Source organism: Halobacillus sp. ABR2_026 (genome assembly GCF_056158545.1).
Genome location: NZ_JBSWTM010000001.1, coordinates 3,651,585 through 3,671,677, shown reverse-complemented (window position 1 = coordinate 3,671,677; position 20,093 = coordinate 3,651,585). Strand labels below are relative to the sequence as shown.

The following is a 20,093-nucleotide window of genomic DNA, read 5'->3' as shown; positions in this document are numbered from 1 at the left end:
CTTATCTCTCCTTTGTTGTGGAATCCACGCGTTCCTGACTGGCTTTAGTTAAGGATTTTGGACGGGATAAAAGCCCCCAATGTGGGAAGCGAACCAGAACATCCTGCTGGTCTTTGCCGATTAAAGGTGCGAGAGGTGCCATGTAAGGTTTATTAAATGACTTTAAACTGCATAAATGCAGAACCAGGGCAATCATTCCTAGAATAATCCCGAAAACCCCGAACGTTGCGGCCAAAATCATAAATGGAAAGCGAAGAATTCTTACAGAAATGGCCATATTGTAGGCAGGGAAGACGAAGCTGCTTATGGCTGTAATAGAAACGACAATGACCATAGCGGGGGATACGAGCCCCGCCTGGACGGCGGATTGACCAAGCACAAGAGCACCGACGATGGATACGGCTGAACCTACAGGTTTTGGGAGGCGGACTCCGGCTTCGCGAAGGACTTCAAACGTCAGTTCCATCATGATTGCCTCTACAAAGGCGGGAAAGGGAACTCCTTCCCGTTGAGAAGCAAGACTTATGAGGAGCGGTGGAGGAATCATTTGCTGATGAAAGGTAGTGAACGCTATATAAAGAGAAGGCATAAACAAGGCCACTGAAAAACAGAACAGACGGAGCAGTCGTACGAGTGTTGCAATGTCCGCTCGCTGGTAATAATCCTCGCTTGACTGCATGAAGTTTACAAAAAGAGCAGGGACTAAAAGCACATTCGGTGTCCCATCGACGAGAATCGCCACTCTTCCTTCCAATAGTCCGCCTGCGATGGCATCAGGCCGTTCTGAATTGAAAATAGTAGGGAATGGGGAATATTGAGCATCCTGAATGAATTCTTCAAGGTAGCCACTTTCCAACACAGCATCAATATCAATCTGCTCAAGTCTGGTATTCACCTGGTCAATGATTTCTTGTTCGGCGATCCCCTCCAAGTAAACGACCGCTACATCTGTAGAGGTCTTTCTCCCGATTTTTTTTGCTTCAATTCTTAGACTGGGGTCTTTGATTTTCCTCCTTAGAAGCGCTGTGTTTGTTCGGATGGTTTCTGTGAATGCTTCTTTAGGACCGCGGATGACACTCTCCGACGTCGTTTCCTGAACGCCTCGGTCACGCCAGCCTTTTGTACTCGCTGATAAGGCTTCCTTTTGTTTATCCAGAAGGAGGATGGTCTCCCCCGAAAGCAAACGGTCGAACAATGTTTTTTTATCCAAAACATCAGCGACTTCCCCGATAGGAAGGTTGGCAGCTTTGATCGATTGGTATAAATGGTGTTTAATACGGTGACTCTCAGGGAGTTCCAGCATGAGTGATTCCAGGATGAATTTTTGAACGCTGTCCGTATTGACTAGTCCATCTATATACAGGGCAGCCGCTTTTGTTTTCTGTATAGTAAAAGAACGTATGACAAGGTCGGAGCTGTTTCCCAGCATCTCCTGAATCTCCTTAATGTTGTCAGCTAAGGAAAGGTGAAGAGGTTGAGTCCCATCGGACAATGTTTGTTTATTCTTGTCATCCTTCATAGGGTCCCACCTCTCCTGACGTTGTTTTGCATTAGCATGTTCATATTTCTAGAATTTATGAGAATAGGGAAGTTGGTTGAATATCTTTTATAAGCAATGGAGAGATGATCGATTTTTGTAGGTTTATGTAGAAAGCTAAAGGGAATGCGATGGTTAAAAAGGAGGAAAACGATGGAGCACCGGATTTCGCATGACAATATGGATGAATCGCTGAAGAAGTTGGAGGACGATTATGTTCAGGCCGTAAGGGACAACGACCGTACGACAGTGGAAGGGTTCGTTGAAAAATTCCTCTATGATTCCTGGGAGTACAACGATACGAACATTGAAATGATCCAGTCCACTCTGAAAAAATATGCCCAAGGGAAAATTCACAAGTCCACCTTTCAGGGCGCGTTCAATGAAATGGTGGATCACCTTCGGGACCGCCTCGTTGAACTGGATGAAGATAAACAATACCCTGTACTGCACCAACCTTCAGGAGCTTCGCTTCTTGTAGCTTTCGTGGATGGATTGGTCGTTCAGTATTTTACGGCCGTTTACAGTGTTGAAGACTTGAGATCCATGACCCCCCAGCTTAAAGAAATGATTTTGCGTGCACTGGAAACAAAGGTCGAAAGTTGATTCTTCAATGAAGTTAAGAAGTAAAAGAAACCGACGGACCCAGATGGTCCGTCGGTTTCTTTTACTTCTGTGGAATCATTTATGAGGCTTTCGTTTATCCCGGGTTCAATGACTTTTTGAAATATATCATGTCCCGGCCCCTAATCCCATTCTCATAAAATGGGGCTTCGTACGAAAGGAAGAAATCGTGATGAATATCATGAAACCTGAACCCAGCTTTCTGATAAAAGGCGAAGTTTTCGATGCTTGAATTGGATGTTCCGACAAGCATATCACTGAACCCTTGTTTGTAAAAAAGGTGGAAGGATGCTTGCAGGACTTCTTTTCCGAGGCCTTTACCTCGATAGGATTCGAGCAGGGCTATATTTTTGATTTCCACTGTGTTCTTCGAGGGGAATACGAACAAGCATACTCCAATGTGTTCACTTCCTAAGGAAATGGTATAGAAAAGTCCATCATCGATATAAGTTTCAATGATTTCTTCAGACTCATCAGCCAAAAGTAGATCGGACATGTAACGGCGGCGGTCCTTTGTTTCCAGGAGACGAATGGTGGTCATGAGATCTTCCTTTCCGGCTATTATCGTATGGATGTGGTTATGATAACATAAGGTTAGTCTATCCTTTTCAGAAATCGGGGATTTTTCTGAAAAGGAGAAAAGGCAGGAGTAGGAAACCAGCAATGAATATAAATGAGGAACGTTACTTAAAGGAGTCGTCAATAATGGAACAAAAAGGTAAGATTTACGATCTGATCGGGGTGGGTGTAGGACCTTTCAACCTCAGCCTGGCTGCTTTGCTTGATGAGGTTGACGAAGCGGAAGCTTTATTTTTTGAACAGCGTGAGAAATTCGACTGGCACCCCGGAATGCTGATTGAAGGTACAAAAATGCAGGTGCCATTTATAGCGGATTTGGTGACTATGGCAGATCCTACAAATAAGTACAGCTTTCTGAATTACATCAGTAAAAATGAGCGGATGTATCAGTTTTACTTTTTGCAGCGCCTGGATATCCCAAGAAGGGAATACAATGATTACTGCCAATGGGCGGCGGGTCAGCTGGACAGTTGTCAGTTTGGAAAAAGGGTAAGCAACATCAAGCACTACAAGGATAATGAGGAAGTATTTGAAGTTGAAGTGACTCACATGGAAACGGGAGATGTAGACGTATACCGCACGAAAAATTTAGTGATGGGGACGGGGAGTGTTCCTGTCATGCCGAGGTCTTTCCGTGAGGCTTCATCTGAAGATGTATTCCACACAGCTGACTTTCTTCCTAATCAGGAGCGCTGTCGAAAAGCGCAATCCATTACGGTTGTAGGGTCAGGTCAGAGTGCTGCTGAAACCTTCAGGGAATTGCTGAAAGAACAAAGGGACTGTGGATATCGACTGGACTGGATTACCCGGTCTGCCAGCTTTGAATCGATGGAAGAATCAAAGCTCAGTCTCGAGCATTTTTCACCGGACTATGTGAATTATTTTTACCAGCTTCCTCAAAAGCAAAAGGACGAAATATTTGCGAACCAAGGGTTGTATTACAAAGGGATCAGCAATCATACCATTAACGATATCTATAATCTGCTTTACGAATATTCAGTGGGACAGGAAGCATTGAATGTAGGTTTGCAGGTACTCAGTGAAGTGAAAGACGTCCGTCCAAAAGCAGAAGGCGGTTATGAATTAGAGTGTTATCATTATCAGAAGAAAGAAACGTTCACTCATTCCACGGATCTTGTGATTGCAGCTACAGGTTACAAGCCTTATGTTCCAGACTTTATTCATCATCTGGAAGATTTCCTGGAATGGGATGAAGAAGGCAGGTACAAGGTGACTGAAGACTATCGCTTGATCACGACGGAGGAGACGGAAAATCAAATCTACGTCCACAGCGGTATTTCCCATACTCATGGAGTTGGTTCGACTAACCTCGGATTATCCATTCATCGAAATAAAGTGATTATTAATCATTTGGTAGGGCGTGAAGTGTTCCCTACGAATGAGAAGAATATCTTCCAGTCATTCAATGTTTAAAGTTTTCCCCTGGTCATTCATGACCGGGGGTTTTTCGTTAGGTGAATGTTGATAATGTGTATAAAATTGTGCATATGTGAATAAAAAAAGAAAAACCAAGAAGAAACATCACTTATCCACATGTTTATAAGTGATGTTTCTTCTTGGTTTTCTACGATTCGATTTTAGCAGGGGATATTGAGTTTATGCAGTGTTCCCGTTAAGAATCTGTAAAACTCGCAAATTGTGATGGGAATCTATTGACATCTGCTTCCTAAGGGTTAATAATATTGTAAATATACAGTTTAAATAATAAATATACATAGAGGTGGATTCAAAGTGAAAGCAGGGATTGTAGGTGCGACCGGATATGGCGGAATTGAATTGCTCCGCTTGTTAACCAATCATCCACATGTTGAAACGATCACATTATACTCATCATCCCAGGCAGGGGTGAAATTTGAAGATATTTACCCTCAATTTCAAGGGGAAAAGACTTACCGATTACAAGATTTAGAGCCGGAAAAAATGAAGGAAGAACTGGATATTGTTTTTCTTGCGACACCTTCTGGAGTTTCCTCACAATTGTCTCCACAGCTTCGAGGAGGTCATGCAAAGGTCATTGACCTATCTGGGGATTTAAGGTTGAAAGACCCGGCTTCTTATGAACAATGGTACAAAAAAGCAGCGGCTCCTGATGAGACGCTGAATGGATCAATCTATGGCCTTCCTGAATGGAAGAAAGAAGAGATTCAGGATGCGGATCTTATCGCGAACCCGGGGTGTTATCCAACAGCAGCTTTACTTGGCTTAGGACCAGTGGTGAAAGAGGGACTAGCGAAACCTGGATCGATCATCATCGATGCAAAATCCGGAGTTTCAGGGGCGGGGAAAAACCCGAATCCGATCACTCATTTTGCTCATGCCCAGGAGAATTTCCAAATCTATAAAGTGAACCAGCATCAGCATATTCCGGAGATAGAACAGCAACTGTCCGAATGGGACGGCCGGATAGAACCGATCACTTTCTCCACCCATCTGGTACCAATGACTAAGGGGATTATGGCAACGATATACCTTCAGTTGGAAGAAGGGATGTCAGAAGAGGCCCTCAGGCAAAAATTTGAAAGCTATTACGAAACAGAGCCTTTCGTGCGTATAAGGAAAGAAGGGGTGTTTCCTTGTACGAAAGATGTGTATGGATCCAACTATTGTGACATCGGCATGACGATCGATACTCGCACAAACCGGGTGACCATCGTAAGTGTAATTGATAATTTGATGAAAGGGGCGGCCAGTCAGGCGGTCCACAATATGAATATCGTATTCCGTTTCGATGAACGGGCAGGTCTTGGAGCGCTGCCTGCTTATCCATAATGAAGAGAGGGAGAGATGGTTTGATACAAGCGAAGAATACCAAGACGATTGAAAAAGTAACAAACGGGTCAATTATTACACCGAATGGATATAAGGCTGGCGGAGTTCATAGTGGGTTACGCTACCGGAAAAAGGACTTTGCACTTCTCATCAGTGAGCAGCCGGCTTCGGCAGCAGCGGTCTATACTCAAAGCCATTTCCAAGCTCCACCTCTCAAGGTGACCCAGGAAAGCATTGCGGAACAAGGGAAAATTCAATGTGTAGCCATCAATAGTGCCGTTGCCAATGCATGTACAGGGGAAGAAGGGCTTGCGAACGCTTATGAGATGCGTCGCATGATTGCGGACAGGTTTGCGATTTCGAATGAATATGTAGCAGTGGCCTCAACTGGGGTCATTGGACAGCAGCTTCCAATGGAGAAGATTGCTCACGGCTGTGAACATGTAGAACCGACGGAAGATGGATACGAGGACTTTCAAAAAGCCATTCTGACAACAGATACTTGTCAGAAGCATGCGTGCTATCAGGTGCAGGTGGATGGAAAAACCATCAGCATCGGGGGGGCTGCCAAAGGTTCAGGGATGATTCATCCGAACATGGCGACAATGCTCGGTTTTATTACAACAGATGCAACGATAGAATCTCAAGCTCTACAACGGGCACTCAGCCATACGATTGATAAGTCATTCAATCAGATTACGGTCGATGGAGAGACTTCAACGAACGATATGGTCCTAGCCCTTGCAAATGGGGCAGTCGAGCATTCCACGCTGACAGAAGACCATCAGGACTGGGAAGCTTTTCAAACGACCCTCCAATTGGTTTGCGAAGATCTTGCCAAGCAGATTGCGAAGGATGGGGAAGGGGCTACCAAACTGATCGAAGTAGAAGTAGAAGGTGCTCGCTCGGACGAGGAAGCTCGCATCATCGGGAAAAAAGTCGTGGGATCGAGTCTTGTAAAGACAGCCGTTTATGGTTTAGATGCCAACTGGGGACGGATCGTCGGTGCCATCGGTCACAGTGAGGCTGAAGTGGATCCAAATCAATGTGATATCTATTTGGAAGAACAGCTCGTGTTCAGCCATGGGACTCCTTGTCCGTTTTCTGAGGAACAAGCAACAGAAGATCTGGATAATGAGCAGGTGAAAATCACGATCCGTCTACATGAAGGTGAGGGAAAAGGGACGGCTTGGGGGTGCGACTTGACTTATGACTATGTCAAGATTAATGCAAGCTACAGAACGTAAGCCTGTCATTGTCGTTAAGCTCGGAGGAAGTATGCTGGATCGTCTAACCGAAGATTTTTATGATAGTTTTAAAAAGATGCAGGAACATTTTAGATGCATCATTGTGCATGGCGGAGGTCCTGCGATCACTAAAATGCTGGACAAGTTGAACATTGATGGTGAGTTCCATGAGGGGTTGAGGAAAACCACTTCGGAAACGCTTGAAGTCGTGGAAATGGTTCTTGGTGGATCGGTGAACAGCAGGATCACGGGAGAGTTAGCCAAAAAGGGTATCCGCGCCATTGGGGTGAAAGGTTCAGAAACTTCACTTTTGCTCGCTGATTACCTCGATAAAGAGAGATTAGGGTATGTGGGAAAAGTGAAACGGGTAAATCCTGCTATCCTGCATCACCTTCTCGATGAGGGGTATCTCCCTGTCGTTGCGCCTTTCGGGAGAACAGGGGACGATCAAAACGTCAATATTAACGCCGACACAGCAGCGGGAGCTATAGCCAGATCAGTAGGAGCCGATAAACTCTTTTATGTGACGGATGTACCCGGGATATTAGTGAAAGATGAAATTCTTTCTTCAGCAACTCCTGAGGAAATCGAGGGCATGATCGATCAGGGAGTTATTTATGGGGGGATGATCCCGAAAGTTCATTCAGCTACGGAAGCGTTATCCGGTCAATTACAAGAAGTAAGAATTGTAAGTGGCGAGCAAGCATTGATGGAAGGCGATTCGTTGAATGGCACATCGATTCGCGCGAAAAGAAAGGAGCCGGTAGAATGAGTTTATTTCCGACGTACAATCGGTTTCCTTTAACGATTGTATCTGGAGAGGGAACGAAAGTAGTAGACGATCAGGGGCGTGAATATTTGGATTTTGTGTCCGGTATTGCTGTATGCAACCTGGGTCACCGCCCTCCGGAAGTTCAAGAAGCTCTGGAAGAACAGTTGAACAAAGTGTGGCATGTATCCAACCTGTACCAAATTCCTGTTCAGGAAGAAGCAGCCGACCTCATATGCAAGGCCTCTGGTCTTGATTATGCGTTTTTCTGTAATAGTGGAGCTGAAGCGAATGAAGCTGCTATCAAATTGGCACGTAAATATACAGGAAGAGAGAAGATTATTACGTTCAAGCAGTCGTTCCATGGACGCACATTTGCTACTATGAGTGCGACGGGCCAGGAAAAAATCCATGACGGGTTCGGCTCGTTGCTGCCGACGTTTGAATATTTCCCATTCAACGACGCTTCAAAGATTGAAGAGGTACACGATGGTCATGTGGCGGCTATTATGGTCGAGGTCATTCAAGGAGAGGGCGGGGTACTTCCAGCCACTCTTGAATTCCTTCAAACAGTCCAGGATAAGTGCCGGGAACTTGGAGCCTTGTTGATCATCGATGAAGTACAAACGGGCATAGGACGGACAGGGAAAGCTTTTGCCTATCAGCACCATGGCTTGGACCCTGATATTGTAACCGCAGCTAAAGGACTGGGGAGTGGTTTCCCAGTCGGGGCTATGTTAGGGAAAGCTTTCTTAAAGGAAGCCTTTACAGCAGGTTCGCATGGTTCTACCTTCGGTGGTAATCCATTAGCGTCAAGCGCCGTGAAAGCAACAGCCACAAAAGTATTTGACGAAGTCTTTTTGAAAAGTGTTTCAGAGAAAGGGATGGCATTTAAAGATAAACTGGTTGATTCGCTGGGTCGATTTAATAGCGTGAAAGAAGTAAGAGGAGAAGGACTGATGCTTGGGGTTTCTGTATCCGGTGAGGCGATTCAAATCGTTCATTCATTAAGGGAAAAAGGACTCCTGGCCGTCGTCGCCGGCCCTAACGTGCTGAGGCTGCTTCCACCATTAACGGTAGAATACGAGGAGTTGGATCAGGCAGTGGCGCTGATTACGGAAGCGATCCAACAACATGAAGACAGTCTTCAAAAAGCATGAAATTGTATAAACGGTGATGATCACATTTGTGATCCGCACCGTTTTTCTCAAGATCTTAATGTATAAAAATGCGCAATATATAATAAATATTCATTTTGTGGGGTGAAGAAATGAAAGGGTACTTATGTTTGAAAGATGGAACAACATTCGAAGGAGAGGCTTCTGAAACTCTTAGCCTGAACGTCCAGGGTGAGGTCGTCTTCTTTACAGGTATGACGGGTTACCAGGAGGTTCTCACGGATCCTTCTTATAAAGATCAGATTGTTGTATTCACTTATCCGTTGATTGGAAATTACGGGGTGAATGAGGAGGATGGAGAAAGTTATGAAATCCAGGTGAGTGGGGTTGTCATGTTCCAATGTGCAGACACTCCTTCCCATTTTCAAGCGAAGAAGTCATTAGGTACTTATTTGGAAGAGAACCGTATCCCGTATTTGACAGGCGTAGACACACGAGAAGTGACTAAGTCCATACGTGCGGATGGGACGCAGCAAGCCGCTCTCACCTTTGAACGAGACTATTCCTTTTCTCCGACGAAGAACAACCAAATTCAACAGGTGAAAGGGGAAGGTATAGAAACGTACGGTGAATCCGGTATGCATGTCGCGCTTATCGATTTCGGATGGAAAAAATCGATTTTAAACGCTCTTCTTGAACGAGGGGTCCGGGTTTCAGTGCTTCCTTTTTCCGAGCTGGAAAAGCTTGATTCAATGGATCCAGACGCTGTCGTCCTATCGAATGGACCAGGGGATCCGAAAGATACCATAGAAGTTTTACCGCTGTTAACACAGGCATTGGAGAAGTATCCTTCCTTTGGTATTTGTATGGGTCATCAAGTCATTGCCCTTGCTTATGGAGCGGATACGACAAAATTGACCTTCGGGCACCGTGGAGCCAACCATCCTGTAAAAGACGTGGTGACAGGAAAAGTGTTTCTTTCCTCCCAAAATCATAATTATGTCGTGAAAGAAGAAACATTGGATGATACACCGCTTGTCAAAAGGTTTTATAACGTTAACGATGGTTCGGTAGAAGGTTTGATGCATGAGTCGAAATCCATCATGTCCGCCCAATTCCATCCGGAAGCTCATCCGGGGCCGAAAGATGCAGAATGGTTGTTTGACGACTTCCTAACACTTGTAAAGAACAAAGGAGTGAAAACACATGTCTCGTAAAGTATTAGTCATTGGATCTGGACCTATTATGATCGGTCAGGCCGCAGAATTTGATTATTCAGGGACGCAGGGCTGTCTCGCACTGAAAGAAGAAGGGTGCGAAGTGATTCTTGTAAATAATAATCCAGCGACGATTATGACGGACCATGATGTTGCAGACGTCGTTTACTGTGAACCGTTAACCGTCGAAAGTCTGACGAAAATTATTGAACTCGAAAAACCAGATGCTCTGCTTGCAGGGCTCGGGGGACAGACGGCTCTGAATCTGGCAGTTGAACTGGAGAAAGAAGGAGTTTTGCATGCTTATAACCTCGAATTGTTAGGAACGAGCGTCCACTCTATTCAAAAAGGGGAGGACAGAGAGTTGTTCCGAAGTCTCATGCAGGACCTCTCCCAGCCGGTCCCTGAGAGTGAAGTGATTACGACGATCGCTCAGGCCGAAGATTTCGCTGAAAAGGTCGGTTATCCAATCATCAGTCGCCCGGCTTACACCCTCGGTGGACGTGGAGGTGGAATCGTTCACAGCCCTGATGAATTGGAAGAGTTGATCGCAACAGGGTTAAAAGCAAGTCCGATCCACCAAGTCATCGTAGAGAAGAGTATTGCAGGTTTTAAGGAAATCGAGTATGAAATCATGCGTGACCATAATGGAACGTGTATCTCTGTTTGTAATATGGAGAATTTTGACCCCGTCGGTGTGCATACCGGTGATTCTATCGTAGTCGCTCCTTCGCAAACCTTATCGGACAATGACTATCAAATGCTTCGGACAGCATCTTTCAAGATTGTCTCAGAGTTAGATGTTATCGGTGGTTGTAATGTTCAACTAGCCCTCGATCCTGAAAGCAAGAATTATTACGTCATCGAGGTGAATCCTCGTGTGAGTCGGTCATCCGCCCTTGCTTCGAAAGCCACGGGGTATCCAATTGCGAAGATGGCGACAAAGGTAGCCCTTGGCTATACGCTTGATCAGTTGGAAAACCCGCTTACTGGACATACGTACGCAAGCTTTGAACCGGCGCTTGATTACGTTGTGGTGAAATTCCCTCGCTGGCCGTTCGATAAATTTTCCGAGGCGGATCGGAAACTGGGAACGAAAATGCGGGCGACAGGGGAAGTCATGTCTATCGATCGGACGTTGGAAGGAGCTTTCCAAAAGGCTGTCCAATCACTGGATACCAGCATCCCGGATATTATTCATCCGTGGGAGCATCTTGAGCAGCCCACCGATTTACGCTATTTTGCTATCCTTCACCTTCTAAGGAACGGGGAGAGTATAGAAAAGATTCATAAGAAAACCAAAATCGATCGCTTTTATTTGCAAGTCCTTCAAAACCTGATTACGTGTGAACAACAACTGCAGCAACAACCATTAAGTGATGAGCTTTTAGAAAAAGTGAAGCTATTCGGGTTTTTGGATGAAGAAATTGCCTCCTTCTCCGGCCTGTCTGAACAAGAAGTGGAGGAAAAGAGGGAAGTCGCCGGCATTAAACGTCAATTTAAACTTGTGGATACTTGCGCAGCGGAGTTTGAAGCCGCTACGAACTATGTATACAGCACATTTGCAGGAAATAACGAAATCGTGCCCTTACAGGGGGAGAAGAAAGCTTTAATCCTTGGGTCGGGACCCATTCGAATCGGTCAGGGAGTAGAATTCGATTATAGCGCCGTAAAGGCTATACAAAGTCTTCAAAGGCAAGGATGGACCACCATTATGGTGAATAACAACCCGGAAACCGTCAGTACAGATTATGAAACAGCTGATCGCCTTTATTTTGAACCGATTCAAAAGGAAATCATCAAATCGATTGTGGATCATGAAACAATCGATCTGGTATTTACTCAGTTCGGTGGACAGACAGCTATTAATCTGGCCGCCGAACTGGAAGAGGAAGGTATACCGCTTGCCGGTGTCGATACTAGTGTCCTGGATGCTCTTGAGGATCGAGATAAATTCTATTCGGCATTGAAAGAATTGGAGATTCCCTATGTTTCAGGAACCACATGTCACACAGGCAATGAAGCACTTCAAGCTGCTGAACACTATTCTTTCCCTATTCTCTGTCGACCTTCTTATGTCATAGGTGGACAGGGCATGGTCATCGTCCATAACATGACTGAACTAAAAGAGTCGCTTCAAAAGACAGATGACCGTCATTATCCGATTGTGCTGGATACATTCATGGAAGGAAAAGAAGTGGAAGTTGATTTGGTGTCGGACGGAAATCATATGTACCTCCCTGAGATCATTGAGCATATTGAGCCGGGAGGCGTGCATTCAGGGGACAGTATGGCTCTTTTCCCATCTACATTGCCTGCGGTGTTCAAAGATAAGATCGCTTCCTATAGTCAGCTGATCGCTGCCCATTTTAACTATAAAGGGATTATGAACATCCAATTTTTATTGAGTGGAGAAGACGTTTATGTATTGGAAGTGAATCCAAGAGCGAGCCGGACGGTTCCTATCGTGAGCAAGGTGTCGGATGTAGCTATGGTTGATTTGGCTGTCCGGATTCTGGCAGGCAGTGAGGTTGATCTTACGGAGATTCCTGCGCCTGTCTTCCTTACAACGGCCGTTAAGTACCCTGTTTTTTCTTCTTATGCATTAACGGAAGTTGATCATAAACTCGGTCCAAATATGAAATCGACGGGTGAAGGGATGTGCTTGGGAAAAAACGTAGACGAAGCGCTTCGAAAAGTATTCGCTCATCTCCCGGATGCCGATGAAGTGAAGGGAGCTTGCTATGTAGAGGGAGAGTCTCCAGGTACAACGACAGACTTTGCCGATTGGCTGAAACAGGAGGAAGCGTCCATCTATGTCAATGATGGTGATGAACCTGTAGATGCTGAGCGAAGAATCCGGGCCGTCAAAAATGGTTTGACTGTCTTTAGTGAAAAGACGACATTCAATGCTTATATCCAGTCTTTATCCTGCGAACATTATGTACCGGCCCCATTGCCGGGCAATTCACGTAAAGGAGTGCGATCTTAATGAATTTGATGGAACAAATGTCTTCTGCAAATGGAACGATGCACGGAAAAAGCGTTTTGACCTGGCTTGATTACACCCAGACAGAAGTGTCGCAGTTATTAGCACAGGCCCAGCATTTGAAAGAAAACCCTTATTCCCAATCTCTCAAAGGGAAAAGCCTGGCGATGATTTTTGAAAAGTCGTCGACACGGACGCGTGTTTCGTTTGAAGTCGGTATGGTACAAATGGGGGGACACGCGCTTTATTTGAATACAAATGATATTCAGGTGGGGCGGGGAGAGACCATTGCAGATACCGCCCGTGTGCTCTCTGGATATGTGGACGCCATCATGTTCAGAACGTCTTCCCATGATAAATTGAAAGAATTAGAAGAGCATGCAACGGTGCCGGTTATTAACGGTTTATGCGACCTTTATCATCCCTGTCAGGCCCTTGCGGATATCTTCACCATTCTTGAGCTGAAAGGCCGTCTGGCGGGCGTGAAGGTTGTTTATATCGGGGATGGAAACAATGTTGCACACTCCTTGATGATTTTGGCTGCTATGATGGGAATGGAGATGGTCGTATCAGCTCCCGAGGGGTATCAGCCTGATCCTGCGATCACTAAAAAGTCTGAAGCACTTGCCAAAAAGTACGGGGGATCGATTCGTCTGGAGACAGACCCAAATGAAGCTGTGAAGCATGCGGATGTTATCTATACAGATGTTTGGACGAGCATGGGGCAGGAGGAGGAAGCGGAAAAAAGATTGGTGGACTTCCATGACTATCAAGTGAATAATGATTTGATCAGCATGGCTGAGCCGGATGTATCTTTTCTTCATTGTCTCCCTGCCCACCGCGGGGAAGAAGTGACGGCAGAGGTCATAGATGGTACGCATACGGCGGTTTTTCAGCAGGCTGAGAATCGTATGCATGTGCAGAAAGCGATTTTGCAGGCCCTCGTCGGATGGAAGTGAATTTATGAGCATAAATCAAATGAGAACAATAATAGGATAAAGGAATAGGAACTCATCATTCAATCATGTAAAAAGAAGGTCGAAAGGCTACGAATTTCATCGAACGTACAACTTTTACAAGGAAATCCAGGACGGATGTGGAAGTAGTTTGAGGAGAGTATTCAAATGAAAAGGAGTGGCCATGCAATGAGTAAGTCATTGACAACCGTTGTGGAACCCCAGGTTGTTCGTAAGTCCAACATCAAAGTCGTCGGCGTCTCTTGTCAAACGATGATGGATGAACGGGAAGTCAAAATTCCACGCTTGATGGAACAGTTCCATACGACAAATCTGCCGAAAGTAAGAAACAGGGTGAATGCTCCAAGCTCCATCGGGATGTTTGTCGACCCGCCGAATTGGAATGAAATGACGGACGCTTTTTATTGGATTGCTGCAGTAGAGGTCGACAGCTTTGAGAAGATTCCATCCAATATGATTACAAAGACGATCCCTGCTCATACGTATGCCATGCTTGAATATGATCCTTCAATTCATGATTTCAACCCTTATGTTTACCTGCATGAATGGCTGGAAGAAGAAGGGTTCGAACAGGTCGAAGGGTTCGGGTTTGAAGAATATCGTCCATATACAGGAACGGAAACGAGCTACTGCTTATATCTGCCCATCAAATAAAAAAGTAAAAGCAGGGAAAACCGAGGTTTTCCCTGCTTTTTTATGTTTCATTCTTTGAAGAATGGAAGCTGCTGTTTGAATGAGGTGATGATCCCGAAAAAGTAGGTTCCTGGATTTAAGCAGCGTTTGGGTCCTGTTTATCTTTCCCGCCTCTGGACCTGATGCTTATCAGGAAAGGAATGCTGAGAATCAAGATAATTAAAGCGAACACGGTAACATTTGAGTCGATCAAATTAATCAGGTTACCAAGGACTACTCCTACTACACTGAAGTCGGCATCGCCGAACGTAGTTCCTTGGAAGCCAAGGGATCCTAAAACGGGCAGGAGGAGCGCCGGGAGGAAACTGATCATTACTCCATTTGCCATTGATCCTAAAATCGCGCCTCTCCTGCCGCCTGTTGCGTTACCAAATACCCCTGCGGCTGCTCCTGTAAAGAAGTGAGGAACCAATCCTGGTACTATGACTTTCAAGCCTAATAAAGGGAGGAACAGCATACTGATCAGCCCGGCGATGAAACTGGATAGAAAACCAATTATGACCGCGTTCCCGGCGAAAGGGAAGATGGCTGGGCAGTCGAGTGCAGGTTTGGCATTTGGGACAATTTTATCGGCGATTCCTTTGAAAGCAGGAACGATTTCTCCGAGGAGCATCCGTACACCTGCTAAAATAATGTAAACGCCTGCGGCGAATGTAAGGCCCTGCATAAAGGCGAAAACCAAAAAGTTTTGTCCTTCACTAAGTTCACCTTCAACAAATGAAGGTCCGGCTGCTCCAGCAACAACGAAGAAAAGAATAATCATCGTCAAGGATACAGATACGGTTGTGTCTCTTAGGAAACCGAGTGATTTTGGCACTTGGATCTCTTCTGTTGACTTAGAACCTTTGCCAACACGCTTCCCTACAAAAGAGGCGACTAAGTATCCAATGGAACCGAAATGACCGATGGCAAAATCATCAGATCCGGTGATCTTTCTGGTGAAAGGTTGAAGCATCGCTGGAAATAGAACCATTAAACCACCGAGGATAATGGAACCTAGGAGAATAAGTGAAACTCCAGAAAATCCACCTGTCGTTAAGATGACAGAGATAAGGCAGGCCATGAACATCGTATGATGCCCAGTTAAGAAGATATATTTAAAAGGACTAATTCTCGCGAGGATGATATTAACGACCATCCCAAATAACATAATCATGGCAGTTTCTGTACCGAAGCTATCCTGCGCAAGAGCTACGATGGCTTCATTGTTCGGAATGACTCCATCGACAGAGAATGCTTCATTAAACATGCTGCTGAACTTCCCGAGGGACTGTACGAGTACATTTGCACCTGCACTCAGGATAACAAAGCCCATGACTGTTTTTAGAGTTCCGGAGATAACATCTCCAGAATTCTTACGCTGAACCAGCAGACCAATCAGGGCAAATAACCCAACAAGGATGGCGGGAGTTCCTAAGATGTCCTTCATTATTAAATCAATCATGGTAGACGCTCCTTACTATTTATTTGGTGTAGGTAACTTATAAACTCTGCTTTTCCAACGCTTCCCGAAGTTCATTTTTGTCCATCAAATTCTTCAATTTGACCACGTTTTTCTGTCCGTCTTCAAGGCTTTCCACAATATCCTCTGATCCTAAGTACACATCCGCCTGTTCGGTTTTTGCTGTCGTCAAGTCGGTGTGGGAGACTTCAGCTTCTTTTCCCATCTCACTTAATGCTGATTTGACATTCATCTCTACAATCATGCTGCTTCCTAGACCATTTCCGCATACAACTAATACTTTTTTCATTATTTATTCCTCCTCAAATTGTTAAACTTCTACCGTTTGGTTAATTAATTGAATGACAGCTTCAGCGTTATCGGCTGCAATTAATCGATCGACGTTTTTTTCCTCTGATAATAGGCCCGTAAGTTGGGCGAGCGCTTTGAGATGTGTCTGATTATCTATAGCGGCTAACACGATGATGAGTTGAGCCCTGTGCTTTTCTTTATCCGAAAAGTAAACAGGTTCTTTGAGTCTTAATAAGCTCATCCCAAGCTTTTCCACTCCTGCTTCTGGCCGGGCGTGAGGGATGGCGATTCGTGGAGCAATGACGATATAAGGGCCTAATTCCTTTACATTTTCAATCATTGCCTGCACATATTCCTGACGGATGAAATGTTGATCCAGAAGGGGGGTAGAGGCTTCCGTGATGGCTTCTTCCCAGTCGGATATGCGATCTTTAAACCTAATGGTCTTTTCCGTCAATAATTCATTGAGCATAGGTTTTCGTGGCTCCTTTGTCTGCAGAATATTTTGTTCTAACAGTTTTATGAGTTCTTCTTTCAGCTCTTCTTTACGGTAAATCTTTGCATGACGTTCGATGACTTCCATTAACTGAAAACCCGGGTCATTTTCCGTCGTATCTGAACCGAAAAGTTCATTCATCCGTTGAATGATTCTCTGCTTTTCATAGTTGGTTAATATAGCAGGGACGTGGACAACAGGGGTGTCTTTCTTTTTTATGAAATTGGTTGAGAAAATAACATCTGCAGAATAATGCCGCCGTTGATACTCTCTCATGGATAAGGTGTCTGTAATAGTTAAGCCTGTGATGAGGTTTTCAAGTTGGGAACGTAACATATTGGATGTGCCTATACCGTTTTCACACACAATGATGGCCGTGAGTTTTGTTTCTACCTTTTTCTTTTCTTTCGTGATCCATCCACCGAAATGTAACGTGATATAGGCCACTTCCTCGTCTGGAATCTTCTTACCAACGTAAACCTCTAAGTGTTTCATGACTTTTTTAGTCAAGTGGAAGATGTCAGGATACGTTTCCTGAATGCTGAATGCTAAATCATTAGCGATTTTCACACCATATTTAAGTCGGTAATAGGTTGGTTTTATATGTGAGATAAGGTTTTCCGTAAGTCCATCTTTATCATCAAACACCACACAGGAGTATATTTGAAAGTCATTCATCATCAAATGTACGACTTCTCTTAATCCTGACAACTCTTGTTCGGAGTAGTGACTGAAGTCTTCATGTTGAACTTTTGAACCTAATAGGTTCATTGTGATGAAGCATATTTCATCTTCAGGGAAATCCATATCCCGCCAGTTTTCAAGCGATTTGGTAATGAGTAAAGCACCTTGGTAGGCGGTTGTTTGCTGCAATACCTTTTTTTCTTCAGGGTGGACGGAAATATACTTCTTCCGTTCAATTCGTTTAATGACCATTAGCACCTGGAAAGAGAGGATTTCCACCATTTCATCGGTGAGCGTCAACCCTAACTCTTTTTCAACATCAAAGAGGATCTTTTTTACTTTATCTCTTAGTTCCGTTTCCTGAGAGCTGTTTTCAAATTCAGGCTGGATCATTTGGTGAATTTTATTTCTGACGTTCTGCCAATTCGATTGTGAAAAGATGGTGGCAAGGATATTGGAAAGCATTTTTCTTTTTTCTTCTTCAGAACCAGTAAGCTGATACCCTACATTCTTCTTGTATTGAAGGTCCAGACCTGCTTCCTTAAAGTCCTGCTTGATACTCTTTAATACTTTGGCTATTGTTCCCCGGCTCATGCTGGTCAAATTCATAAACTGTTCCATAGAAGCATCCTGGTCTTCTAGTAAGATTTTCGCTTTAATAAGTGTTTCTCGTTCTTGCTTGGATAGTTGGTACTGCCAGTCATTGATTCCCCAATCCTGTTTGTTGTAGAGTTCTGCTTTAGAATCGGGGGGTAAGAACAATCCGCGTCCGTGTTTGCTTTGGATGGGATCCAGACTTTGGGAAACCAGCCAGTTGTTGATTTGGTCGATATCATAGTAAATGGTCCTTTGAGAAACTTTCATTTTGTCGATTAGATCCCTGGTGGATACAGGGTCATCGGCATGTTGGATGATAGATAATAAATGCGCGCGTCGTTTATCTAAAATCATGGGGCCCCCTTTGGATAACTACTTTTGAAAGTTTGCAAAACTTGGACTCACATGGAATAGATGATCATCTTGTGAATACAGTATAACTCTGCATGGGGAGTTGTGTAAGGGGTTTCAGTGTGCGGTTTTTGTAGATTTTAAATTTGCAAAAATGCACAGTTGGTTAACTTGGGAAATTTCATGTCCTGTGAGGGGCATGAGAGTTGAAAAAGGGGATAGAAAACATAAGGAGGAGCCTCAAAGAGGCTCCTCCTTATGCTCTGCTAAAAGAATGAAATTCCAAAATAAAGAATAGAGGCTACACCTGCAGCTATAAGCGCTGGCTTAAGCTTAAAACGCGCATATTTGATCGGGTTCAAATTCAAGATTCCTGCTGTCGTGTTCGTATCATCACTTAATGGAGAAGCGAAAGCCCCAAAAGTACCGCTCGCAAAAACGGCACCGATGACGACAGGGAGTGGGCTGCCCGCTGCAGTAGCTATGGAGATTCCCACGGGCATCAAGATTCCCCATGTCCCCCAGGAGATCCGATGAAATAGGAAAGCCCACACCCGACAATGAACAAAATGACTGCCACATAACCTCCGGGTATCCAGTTAAAAGACTGGGAAATCGTATCTGCGAATGACAAGGCTTCTGAACCGCTGCTTAAACCCCAGACCATGGCAAGGAGCACGATGACCCCCATCATTTCATTTCCTCCAGTGACAACTGTCTCCATCATCTTTTTAAGCTTCTCGTTACGGAACTTCAAATAGATGACAAATCCAATTAAAGTAAGAACGACGGCAAGAACCATCGCGTCTAATACGTTGGCATTGATTAAGGCGCCGAAGCCTGACTTACCTCCTCTTACACCGACCGTGTACATAAGGAAGAATGTGAGGACGATGACACTGAACAATGGAACGATAAGGTGCCACGGCTTTGCCGGGAGGTTTTTTGTGACGGCGGGATGACAATCTTCCCACTGATCATCGTTTTCCTTCGGTTCCTGGTCCATGTTCTCAGCATCCGTTGCGGGTTTCTTGTTTTTATGGAAGAAGCTCATGTAAAAACCGACGATCAACATAGAAAAAGCGAAGAAGTTAAAGGGGATACTGTTTAAATATAAGGAGTAGGCGTCTCCCTCAGTGTTCGCCTGCTGCAACGACAATTCAATGACAGATGTCATATAGCCGACGAAGGCAGTTGCAATCGGAATCAATACTACAAGCGGAGAAGCAGTAGTCTCAATGACGAAGCCAAGTTCCTGTTTCGTCATAGGAATGTTCTTTCTTAATGCTTTCATGACAGGGCCGATGGTAACGATGCGAAAGCTCGGTGCACTGAAGGTTCCCAGTGAAGAGATCCATGTAAGAATGAAGGCTCCCCGCTTATGATCGATCCGCTCGGTAGCTTCTTTGACAAAACCCTTAATGCCTCCAGACATTTTCACTAATCCAATGAGTGCCGAAAAAGCATAGAGGAAGAGAATGATTTTTAAATTGGCTTCATCCCTTAACCCATCAATAATGAACATTAAAGCTGTCATCATGCCACCAAGCCAGTGAGGGTCAATAATGTATCCAGCCACGACTACAGAGAAAAGCAGGCTCGGGATCACCTGCTTGGTCCAGATGGCAGTAACGATAACTACAATGAAAGGAACAACCGAAATCCAACCCAT

The 20,093-nt window shown here is 44.7% G+C and carries 15 protein-coding genes and 1 pseudogene; 10 read left to right on the top strand and 6 right to left on the bottom strand.

Features of this window, described 5'->3' with window-relative positions:
• Position 1 precedes the first annotated feature (1 nt).
• On the bottom strand, positions 2 to 1,519 hold the full coding sequence (locus ACXADE_RS18625) for a spore germination protein (protein ID WP_474981913.1): 1,518 nt from the start codon (positions 1,517 to 1,519) through the stop codon (positions 2 to 4).
• A gap of 171 nt (positions 1,520 to 1,690) precedes the next feature.
• Here ACXADE_RS18625 and ACXADE_RS18620 point away from each other — a divergent pair, with 171 nt between their 5' ends.
• On the top strand, positions 1,691 to 2,143 hold the full coding sequence (locus tag ACXADE_RS18620) for a hypothetical protein (protein WP_474981912.1): 453 nt from the start codon (positions 1,691 to 1,693) through the stop codon (positions 2,141 to 2,143).
• A 94-nt stretch (positions 2,144 to 2,237) separates the two neighbouring features.
• Here the strand turns inward: ACXADE_RS18620 and ACXADE_RS18615 are convergent, their stop codons facing one another.
• A complete protein-coding gene (locus ACXADE_RS18615; protein WP_474981911.1) occupies positions 2,238 to 2,702 on the bottom strand; it encodes a GNAT family N-acetyltransferase in 465 nt (154 codons plus the stop codon).
• A gap of 164 nt (positions 2,703 to 2,866) precedes the next feature.
• Here ACXADE_RS18615 and ACXADE_RS18610 point away from each other — a divergent pair, with 164 nt between their 5' ends.
• The 9 genes from ACXADE_RS18610 to ACXADE_RS18570 all read left to right on the top strand — a co-directional run bounded on the left by ACXADE_RS18610 (position 2,867) and on the right by ACXADE_RS18570 (position 14,501).
• Entirely contained in the window at positions 2,867 to 4,174 is a 1,308-nt protein-coding gene (locus tag ACXADE_RS18610; RefSeq protein ID WP_474981910.1) for a lysine N(6)-hydroxylase/L-ornithine N(5)-oxygenase family protein, read from the top strand.
• Positions 4,175 to 4,492: 318 nt separating this feature from the next.
• Positions 4,493 to 5,530, top strand: coding sequence for an N-acetyl-gamma-glutamyl-phosphate reductase (gene argC, locus ACXADE_RS18605; RefSeq protein ID WP_474981909.1), 1,038 nt, complete (start codon positions 4,493 to 4,495; stop codon positions 5,528 to 5,530).
• Positions 5,531 to 5,550: 20 nt separating this feature from the next.
• Positions 5,551 to 6,777 (top strand): bifunctional ornithine acetyltransferase/N-acetylglutamate synthase, encoded by a 1,227-nt coding sequence (gene argJ / locus ACXADE_RS18600; protein ID WP_474981908.1) that lies wholly within the window; start codon positions 5,551 to 5,553, stop codon positions 6,775 to 6,777.
• Positions 6,740 to 7,549 (top strand): acetylglutamate kinase, encoded by an 810-nt coding sequence (argB, locus tag ACXADE_RS18595; protein WP_474981907.1) that lies wholly within the window; start codon positions 6,740 to 6,742, stop codon positions 7,547 to 7,549. The genes argJ and argB overlap by 38 nt, the downstream gene beginning before the upstream one ends.
• Positions 7,546 to 8,706, top strand: coding sequence for an acetylornithine transaminase (locus ACXADE_RS18590; RefSeq protein ID WP_474981906.1), 1,161 nt, complete (start codon positions 7,546 to 7,548; stop codon positions 8,704 to 8,706). Before argB ends, ACXADE_RS18590 begins: the two co-directional genes overlap by 4 nt.
• 110 nt (positions 8,707 to 8,816) lie before the next feature.
• Positions 8,817 to 9,881, top strand: a complete 1,065-nt coding sequence (locus ACXADE_RS18585) for a carbamoyl phosphate synthase small subunit (RefSeq protein WP_474981905.1) — start codon at positions 8,817 to 8,819, stop codon at positions 9,879 to 9,881.
• Entirely contained in the window at positions 9,871 to 12,873 is a 3,003-nt protein-coding gene (locus ACXADE_RS18580; RefSeq protein ID WP_474981904.1) for a carbamoyl phosphate synthase large subunit, read from the top strand. Before ACXADE_RS18585 ends, ACXADE_RS18580 begins: the two co-directional genes overlap by 11 nt.
• Entirely contained in the window at positions 12,873 to 13,829 is a 957-nt protein-coding gene (argF, locus tag ACXADE_RS18575) for an ornithine carbamoyltransferase (protein WP_474981903.1), read from the top strand. The genes ACXADE_RS18580 and argF overlap by 1 nt, the downstream gene beginning before the upstream one ends.
• 186 nt (positions 13,830 to 14,015) lie before the next feature.
• Positions 14,016 to 14,501: a GyrI-like domain-containing protein gene (locus tag ACXADE_RS18570; protein WP_474981902.1), complete on the top strand. Its 486-nt coding sequence runs from the start codon at positions 14,016 to 14,018 to the stop codon at positions 14,499 to 14,501.
• A 115-nt stretch (positions 14,502 to 14,616) separates the two neighbouring features.
• Here ACXADE_RS18570 and ACXADE_RS18565 read toward each other — a convergent pair whose 3' ends face one another.
• The 4 genes and pseudogenes from ACXADE_RS18565 to ACXADE_RS18550 form a co-directional block, all read right to left on the bottom strand.
• Positions 14,617 to 15,984, bottom strand: a complete 1,368-nt coding sequence (locus tag ACXADE_RS18565) for a PTS ascorbate transporter subunit IIC (RefSeq protein ID WP_474981901.1) — start codon at positions 15,982 to 15,984, stop codon at positions 14,617 to 14,619.
• A 37-nt stretch (positions 15,985 to 16,021) separates the two neighbouring features.
• Positions 16,022 to 16,291 carry a PTS sugar transporter subunit IIB gene (locus tag ACXADE_RS18560; RefSeq protein WP_474981900.1) on the bottom strand — a complete coding sequence of 90 codons (270 nt, stop codon included), beginning with the start codon at positions 16,289 to 16,291 and terminating at the stop codon, positions 16,022 to 16,024.
• A gap of 21 nt (positions 16,292 to 16,312) precedes the next feature.
• On the bottom strand, positions 16,313 to 18,424 hold the full coding sequence (locus ACXADE_RS18555; RefSeq protein ID WP_474981899.1) for a BglG family transcription antiterminator: 2,112 nt from the start codon (positions 18,422 to 18,424) through the stop codon (positions 16,313 to 16,315).
• A 263-nt stretch (positions 18,425 to 18,687) separates the two neighbouring features.
• A pseudogene (locus ACXADE_RS18550) lies at positions 18,688 to 19,598 on the bottom strand (Na+/H+ antiporter NhaC family protein).
• Positions 19,599 to 20,093: the final 495 nt, after the last annotated feature.

What these genes read in the sequence shown, in the direction of transcription:
- ACXADE_RS18615 (WP_474981911.1), bottom strand. Translation starts at nt 2,702, where the DNA reads ATGACCACCATTCGTCTCCTGGAAACAAAGGACCGCCGCCGTTACATG.
- ACXADE_RS18560 (WP_474981900.1), bottom strand. Translation starts at nt 16,291, where the DNA reads ATGAAAAAAGTATTAGTTGTATGCGGAAATGGTCTAGGAAGCAGCATG.
- ACXADE_RS18565 (WP_474981901.1), bottom strand. Translation starts at nt 15,984, where the DNA reads ATGATTGATTTAATAATGAAGGACATCTTAGGAACTCCCGCCATCCTT.
- ACXADE_RS18610 (WP_474981910.1), top strand. Translation starts at nt 2,867, where the DNA reads ATGGAACAAAAAGGTAAGATTTACGATCTGATCGGGGTGGGTGTAGGA.
- argB (WP_474981907.1), top strand. Translation starts at nt 6,740, where the DNA reads ATGACTATGTCAAGATTAATGCAAGCTACAGAACGTAAGCCTGTCATT.
- ACXADE_RS18555 (WP_474981899.1), bottom strand. Translation starts at nt 18,424, where the DNA reads ATGATTTTAGATAAACGACGCGCGCATTTATTATCTATCATCCAACAT.
- ACXADE_RS18580 (WP_474981904.1), top strand. Translation starts at nt 9,871, where the DNA reads ATGTCTCGTAAAGTATTAGTCATTGGATCTGGACCTATTATGATCGGT.
- ACXADE_RS18570 (WP_474981902.1), top strand. Translation starts at nt 14,016, where the DNA reads ATGAGTAAGTCATTGACAACCGTTGTGGAACCCCAGGTTGTTCGTAAG.
- ACXADE_RS18625 (WP_474981913.1), bottom strand. Translation starts at nt 1,519, where the DNA reads ATGAAGGATGACAAGAATAAACAAACATTGTCCGATGGGACTCAACCT.
- ACXADE_RS18590 (WP_474981906.1), top strand. Translation starts at nt 7,546, where the DNA reads ATGAGTTTATTTCCGACGTACAATCGGTTTCCTTTAACGATTGTATCT.
- argF (WP_474981903.1), top strand. Translation starts at nt 12,873, where the DNA reads ATGAATTTGATGGAACAAATGTCTTCTGCAAATGGAACGATGCACGGA.
- ACXADE_RS18620 (WP_474981912.1), top strand. Translation starts at nt 1,691, where the DNA reads ATGGAGCACCGGATTTCGCATGACAATATGGATGAATCGCTGAAGAAG.
- ACXADE_RS18585 (WP_474981905.1), top strand. Translation starts at nt 8,817, where the DNA reads ATGAAAGGGTACTTATGTTTGAAAGATGGAACAACATTCGAAGGAGAG.